At 39.6% G+C, this 6,633-nt stretch carries 13 protein-coding genes; all 13 read left to right on the top strand.

All coding sequences use genetic code 11. The features are described 5' to 3' along the window. The coding region (locus HMPREF2867_RS09850) for a DnaD domain-containing protein (RefSeq protein ID WP_141751027.1) at nucleotides 1-341 on the top strand (341 nt) is incomplete at its 5' end. A gap of 36 nt (nucleotides 342-377) precedes the next feature. After that, nucleotides 378-1,220 carry an ATP-binding protein gene (locus tag HMPREF2867_RS09855; protein ID WP_070577271.1) on the top strand — a complete coding sequence of 281 codons (843 nt, stop codon included), beginning with the start codon at nucleotides 378-380 and terminating at the stop codon, nucleotides 1,218-1,220. A 6-nt stretch (nucleotides 1,221-1,226) separates the two neighbouring features. Further along, nucleotides 1,227-1,424, top strand: a complete 198-nt coding sequence (locus HMPREF2867_RS09860) for a hypothetical protein (RefSeq protein WP_070577272.1) — start codon at nucleotides 1,227-1,229, stop codon at nucleotides 1,422-1,424. Between the two features lie 116 nt (nucleotides 1,425-1,540). Next, nucleotides 1,541-2,374: a recombinase RecT gene (locus HMPREF2867_RS09865; protein ID WP_070577273.1), complete on the top strand. Its 834-nt coding sequence runs from the start codon at nucleotides 1,541-1,543 to the stop codon at nucleotides 2,372-2,374. Beyond that, nucleotides 2,367-3,200 (top strand): PD-(D/E)XK nuclease-like domain-containing protein, encoded by an 834-nt coding sequence (locus HMPREF2867_RS09870; RefSeq protein WP_070577274.1) that lies wholly within the window; start codon nucleotides 2,367-2,369, stop codon nucleotides 3,198-3,200. Before HMPREF2867_RS09865 ends, HMPREF2867_RS09870 begins: the two co-directional genes overlap by 8 nt. A gap of 16 nt (nucleotides 3,201-3,216) precedes the next feature. Continuing rightward, nucleotides 3,217-3,672: a single-stranded DNA-binding protein gene (ssb, locus tag HMPREF2867_RS09875; protein WP_070577275.1), complete on the top strand. Its 456-nt coding sequence runs from the start codon at nucleotides 3,217-3,219 to the stop codon at nucleotides 3,670-3,672. Between the two features lie 12 nt (nucleotides 3,673-3,684). After that, on the top strand, nucleotides 3,685-4,146 hold the full coding sequence (locus HMPREF2867_RS09880) for a RusA family crossover junction endodeoxyribonuclease (protein ID WP_070577276.1): 462 nt from the start codon (nucleotides 3,685-3,687) through the stop codon (nucleotides 4,144-4,146). 152 nt (nucleotides 4,147-4,298) lie between these two features. After that, complete coding sequence (locus tag HMPREF2867_RS11445; protein WP_176744113.1) at nucleotides 4,299-4,451, top strand: hypothetical protein; 153 nt, start codon at nucleotides 4,299-4,301, stop codon at nucleotides 4,449-4,451. Beyond that, nucleotides 4,444-4,656, top strand: a complete 213-nt coding sequence (locus tag HMPREF2867_RS09885) for a sporulation protein Cse60 (protein WP_070577277.1) — start codon at nucleotides 4,444-4,446, stop codon at nucleotides 4,654-4,656. Before HMPREF2867_RS11445 ends, HMPREF2867_RS09885 begins: the two co-directional genes overlap by 8 nt. After that, nucleotides 4,653-5,144, top strand: coding sequence for a DUF1642 domain-containing protein (locus HMPREF2867_RS09890; RefSeq protein WP_070577278.1), 492 nt, complete (start codon nucleotides 4,653-4,655; stop codon nucleotides 5,142-5,144). Before HMPREF2867_RS09885 ends, HMPREF2867_RS09890 begins: the two co-directional genes overlap by 4 nt. Continuing rightward, the gene (locus tag HMPREF2867_RS09895; RefSeq protein ID WP_070577279.1) at nucleotides 5,145-5,393 is read left to right on the top strand and encodes a hypothetical protein; all 249 of its coding nucleotides are present in this window, start codon (nucleotides 5,145-5,147) and stop codon (nucleotides 5,391-5,393) included. Nucleotides 5,394-5,415: 22 nt separating this feature from the next. Further along, complete coding sequence (locus tag HMPREF2867_RS09900; RefSeq protein WP_256263096.1) at nucleotides 5,416-5,892, top strand: helix-turn-helix domain-containing protein; 477 nt, start codon at nucleotides 5,416-5,418, stop codon at nucleotides 5,890-5,892. Beyond that, nucleotides 5,889-6,633: DNA cytosine methyltransferase (locus HMPREF2867_RS09905; protein WP_083306769.1), on the top strand; the 745-nt coding region annotated here is incomplete at its 3' end. The genes HMPREF2867_RS09900 and HMPREF2867_RS09905, both read left to right, overlap by 4 nt.

Genomic DNA, 6,633 nt, shown 5'->3' on the forward strand with positions numbered 1-6,633 from the left:
AAAAACAACCAACCCCCGCCACTCCTTTCAATCAAGATTTTGCAAATCTCTACAAATCTTTTGAGCAAGAAACAGGAAAAGCTCTATCACCATTACAAATGGAAGATTTGCAGTACATGCTAGAAGACTTTAACGCTGACGTTATCCTTGAAGCTCTAAAAGAAGCGGTTAATCAAGGCAAAGCCAATTTTGCCTATATTAAAGCCATCCTTAACCGTTGGAAACAAGACAATCTAATGACGGTTGAACTTGTCAGAAACAGCAAAGCGATCCGTGAAGCTAAAAAACAAAAGACCAACACTAACACAGAGTCAGAAATCAATGAAGAATGGGGCTTCTAGGGCAGACGAAAACCCATTTTAGAAAAGAGGTAATACATGCTAACACAAGCTGAAATTATCGCAAACACGAAAAGGCTAGACGGGAGGTGTCCAATTCATGGGCTACCTATGATGCAACTCAATATTCCCGTTAAAATTGCAGGAGAAGACGAACCACGCAAACCCTCTCCAGTGTGCCCAAAATGCGCCAAAGAACAAAGAGACAAAAAAGAAGAAGAACTGGTAAAAGAGAGTTTGAAAAACAACCTCTACTTAAGAACTTATGATGTACTCATGAGAGACAGTACAATTCCTGAAGAGTTAAAGTCGGCATCCTTTGATAATTTTGTTGTTAAGACAATCCAAGAAAAACAGATGCTTGATTTTGCCAAAGCGCAAACACAGAAATATCTTAATGGCTTCGAAGGAAACACGTTGCTAACTGGTACTACTGGAGTTGGTAAGACTCATTTAACTGTCGCTATGGCTAAAACACTGAATGAAACCTACAAGGATAAAGGCAACCCCAAAAGCGTGCTATTTGTCAATCTCACAGAAATTCTAAGAAAAGTCCGAGAAAGCTTTAAGTTTGAAAGCAAAGAAAGTTATTATTCAAGGATGCTTATGGAAGCTGACTACTTATTTCTTGATGATTTAGGCGTTAAGCTTGGAAACTCAGGGCAATCCAAATCAGCATGGGAAGAAGAATTTATCTTTGATGTGTTAAGCCATCGGAAGAACACTGTTATCACAACCAACCTAAGCAATAATGAAATAGCAAACCTTTACAGCGAACGGGTCGCAAGTCGTATACGTACTGGACTAGAAGGAAATGTTTTCAGGGTAGTAGACATCGAAGATAAACGATACACGCTTAATCAACTAAAACAAGAAAGATAAGAAATCATGACGGAAGAAGAAGTAAAACTAAAGCTGTTTGAAGATTATGAGCGTATTCATGGGCTTGTGTTTTCAGAGAGCCATAAACAAAAAATGATGAACGAGCTAGATTTATTCTCATTCATCGAAAAAATCAACGAATATATGGCGTTTGGTTACTGTTCAAAGATAGTATTCAAACAACACGCACGAGAACACGTCTAAAATCGTCTGTAATCAATTTTAAAGTGTATCTAGTGTAATTATGCTACCCACACAATAGGATTGATTAGGAGCGAAATTAGAGGGTAATAACAACAAATCAAAAATAGGAGAACAACATGACAAATCAACTAGCACACAAAGATTTTTTCAACACACCAGCAGTAAAACAGAAATTTCAAGAGGTGTTGAATGGCAATGAACGACAATTTACGGCAAGTCTATTGTCAATCGTAAACAATAACAACCTACTAGCAAGAGCTAGCAATGCTTCAATCATGACGGCGGCAATGAAAGCAGCGGTATTAAATCTACCTATCGAGCCAAGTTTGGGTTTTGCTTACATCGTGCCATACAAGCAAGATGCACAATTTCAATTGGGGTATAAAGGACTTATCCAGCTAGCTATCCGCTCCGGTCAGTTTAAGGCCATTAATTCCGGCAAGGTCTACAAAGCGCAATTTAAATCTTATGATCCGCTATTTGAAACATTGGATATTGATTTCACACAACCAGAAGACGAAGTGTATGGCTATTTTGCAACCTTCGAGCTTGTAAACGGCTTTAAAAAGCTGACATTCTGGACGAAAGAACAAGCAGAATCACACGGGAAACGATTTTCGAAGACCTATGCAAGAGGGCCTTGGTCAACAGACTTTGACGCTATGGCTCAAAAAACCGTACTCAAGAGCATTTTGAGCAAGTATGCCCCACTCTCAACCGAAATGCAAGAAGGACTTATTTCGGACAATCAAACTGAGGAAGTTAAATCTGATCCTATTGATGTTACACCAAAAAACGAGGATACCCAAACGCTTTTAGGCGACCTTATGAGCGATGAAGCTGAACCAGAAACGGATAAAAACGTAGATTCTGAAACTGGTGAAATCATCGAAGAAGTCAGCTTGTTCGAAGGTGATTCAACAAAAATCAAAGAGGTAGAAAATGACTGAACTAACAATCTTGACGGATGATAATTATTATTCTGACAAAACCTATATGTCTGTAAGTCGTTTCAAGGAATATATGAAATGCGAGGCTAGAGCTAAAGCCATTGATGACGGGACATGGGACGATGAACGAGACCAAAAACCACTACTTTTCGGAAATTATGTCCATAGCTACTTCGAGAGTGAAGAAGCTCACGAGAAATTCAAGACCGAAAATAAAAAAGCTCTATTTTCTAGTCGTAAGCCTTATGGCTTGTTAACAGATTTCAAACTAGCTAAAAAAGTCATCGAAACACTTAAAAATGACACGCTTTTCAATAATCTGTATCACGGTAAAAAAGACGATAAAGTCGAAAAAGAAAAGATCGTGACTGGTTTTATCGGTGGAGTGCCATTCAAAGGCAAACTAGATAGCATCAATTTTTCAAAAGGCTACGTAGTCGATTTAAAAACCATGAAATCCATCTGGGCTCTAGAATGGTCTGAGGAATTGCGTGCCAAAGTACCAACAGCAGTAAATAACATTCTAGGATTTCAGTATCATGTCCAACTAGGAACATATTTAGAGTTGTTACGTCAAATGGATTTTCCAACGTTTAAACCTTTCATTGTCGCAGTATCGAAGGAGAAACAGCCAGACAAAGAGATTATCGAACTGACGGAAGAATGGCTAGAAGATGGGCTTAACTACATCACTAAGCACGCCCCTAGAGTGTATCAAGTGGCGCTTGGGAACGAAGAACCTAAAGCGTGCGGACATTGTGATTATTGCAAATCCAAAAAGAAACTACATGAGGTTTTAACACTGGATGACTTTTTAAACACTTGAAAGGAGAACTAAAAACATGATGAATTCAGTCTGTCTTGTTGGTCGCCTAACCCGTGACCCCGAACTTAAATATACAGGTAACAATGTCGCAGTAGCGTCTTTCAGCCTAGCTGTTAACCGTAACTTCAAGGACGCTAACGGCGAGCGTGAAACAGACTTTATCAACTGCGTTATCTGGCGTCAGCAAGCTGAGAATTTGGCTAACTGGGCTAAAAAAGGCGCATTGATTGGAATTACTGGACGCATTCAGACCCGTAGTTATGAGAATCAGCAAGGTCAAAGAGTCTATGTGACTGAGGTGGTTGCTGAGAACTTTCAAATGTTAGAAAGCCGTGCAGCGCGTGAAGGTAGCAATGCTAACGGTGGTTATAATCAATCTCAACAGCAAGCGCCAAGTTATTCAAAAAATAACGGCAATCCGTTTGGTAATTCAAACCCTATGGATATCCAAGATTCAGATCTACCCTTCTGATTTGGTGAAAACATGAAAATGATTTTAAACATTGAGCCTAAACCTCAAACAAGGCCACGATTCAGCAAATTCGGAACTTACGAAGACCCTAAAATGAAGGCATGGCGTCGTCAATGTTCGCAACTTATCGAGCAAGAATATGACGGACAATTCTACGACGGTCCTATTTCAGTCGATGTCGTATTTTACATGAAAGCACCTTTGAGCGTATCAAAAATGCCCACGCCAAAAGCTAGAGCCAAAACGTGGGATATATTCAAGAAATTCATGGCTGAAATGCTTTGGCATGCGAAAACTCCAGACGTTGATAATCTTGTCAAATCGCTCTTTGATAGTATCTCAAAAGCTGGTTATAACAAGGCCGATAAGAAAGGGATTGTTTGGACGGATGACAGTATTGTGTGCGAGTTGAGAGCTCGCAAGAAGTACAGTCCTAATCCACGCATTGAATTTGAAATTAAGGAGTTGGAATGAATAGCAAATTATCGGTTTGTCAGATAATGTCTCTTATGTAGTAGAAGATGTTGAAGTACCGAATGTTTCAAAATACAAATATGAGATCAATTACAACCCTAAAATGTGGGTGCCTGCAAAACTTAAAAATGTTGATTAAGGGAGTTAGTCGAATGCGGTGGATAGTACGAGTAGCACGCACAATGGATGATGTTAAGGAGTGCCATTTCACGGATAAAACGAAGGCACTAAAACACATTGAAGTGTTGAAGAAGTTAAGCATGGCAGTAGATGCTACTGTCTGGATGGAGGAAATCGATGATTAGAACGAAGTATTTACGTGAGAATACTAGCACTTTTAACCACCTAGAAATTGATGAATTAATCAATAATTTTCTTGCAGAAAACCCAAATATAGAAATTATTGATATTAAATATCAATCTAATGTGGCGTTAGCAATCTATGAGTATGACCTTCGCAGAACGTATGATACATCAGCACTGATTATTTACAAGGAGAGTACGAAATGACTAGACAAGAAGCAATAGAAAAATTATCGACAATCGGGCATATCTCTGTATCGTACGCAGAAGACCTATACGATTCATTCTTCCCTAAACCAATCGTTCCGCAATGTGTGGCGGATTGGATTGATGTGTGTAAAGAAAATTTGGCAATAGGATTATATACTGCTATGAATCCAGATTTTTTGAAACAGTGGAATAAAAGTGATGAACTTATTTGCTGGATTAAAAAGGCAAGAAACCAAGATATCTTTGCTCGTGCTTGGGTTGATGGCTACGAGGTCGAGAAAGAGCCTAGATATACGGTTAGAGTGAAAGGAATAAACAGGGCTCATCAGTGGTTGGCTTTCGGCAAACTGACGGAGTGTTGGTATTTTGGGGGCAAGGAAAACTCTTCCTATGTCGTTCTTGAACACACCCGCAAAGAGCTAGAAGATGCTGATTTTGGCTGGATGTTCGACTGCGAGGGCATTGAAATCGAGGAGGTGGGGTAGATGGCTAAATTTATCGAAGTGAAACCTTTTAATTTCGGTAGCGAGAAACATAGAATTTTGATTAACGTTGAAAAAATCGACTACGTTCAAGAACAAGAAGGAGGCGTGACATCGATACATCTATCGGATGTACCTCTAGACTATTTTGGCGAGAAGGATTTATTCCCCAAATCTATGCATGTAGCAACGCCGTATGAAATTGTATGGGACGACATAATGAAAGAAGCAATTAAAAATGAACAGACTTAAACAGCTAAGAAAATCAAGGAAAATGAAACAAACGGAATTAGCTGACTTTATTGGTGTGGCAAGTAGAACCATCTCCCACTGGGAGAAAGGAGAACGTGAAATCAAATCGGATAAACTCGGACAGTTAGCCGACCATTTCAATGTATCCATCCCATATCTGCTTGGTTACGACACTGATAACACATTCTCAGATTTAATTACTAAAATCAATCATTGGGCTGATGAACGCAACTTAAAGCAAGCAGACCCTAAGATTCAGTGGATGCGCATCACTGAAGAAGTCGGAGAAATTCGAGATGTACTCTTGAAACCGACTAAATTCACGGAACCGCAAGCAGCACTCAAGGACGCAATCGGTGACACATTGGTAACAATTATCGTGCTAGCACATCAATTAGACCTCGATGTTACTGAATGCCTTGGTATTGCATACGAGGAAATCAAGAATAGGAAAGGAAAAATGGTAAATGGAACATTCGTCAAGGAGGAAGATCTTTGAAATTCATTGACTTATTCGCAGGTATCGGTGGTTTTCGTTTTGGAATGGAGAGCGCCGGTCATGAATGTGTAGCATTCTGTGAAATCGACAAATTTGCTAGAGCAAGTTACAAGGCAATTCATAATACTGAAGGAGAAATAGAATTACATGACATTACCACAGTCACAGATGACGAAATCAGAAACATCGGACACGTTGACGCAATTTGCGGAGGTTTTCCGTGCCAAGCTTTCAGCATTGCAGGACATCGAAGAGGATTCGAAGATACTCGAGGAACTCTCTTCTTTGAAATCGCAAGATTCGCCGCTATTCTCAAACCTAAGTATCTATTCCTTGAAAACGTCAAAGGACTCCTTAACCACGACAAAGGAAATACCTTCGAGACAATCCTCTCAGCGTTGGATGAACTCGGGTATGATGTGGAATGGCAAGTGCTTAACAGCAAAGATTTCGGAGTACCACAAAACAGGGAACGTGTGTTCATTATCGGACATCTTAGAGGAGAACGTGGACGAAAAGTTTTTCCTCTCAGAGGAGAAGACGAAAAATCTAGTGCTAAACGGTTAGGAAGCAATATTTTAGGGAACACTAAAAACCCTAACGGAACAGCTAAAGGAACTAGAGACATAGTGCATGATTCTAAAGGAATTGTGGGAACGTTGACAGCAACAGACTACAAAGGACCTAAACAAGTTGCTATACCGAACGAAATTAAAAAATATGGAGTATTACAGCCCAACT

The sequence above is a fragment of the Streptococcus sp. HMSC064H09 genome (assembly GCF_001812625.1).
Lineage (GTDB): Bacteria > Bacillota > Bacilli > Lactobacillales > Streptococcaceae > Streptococcus.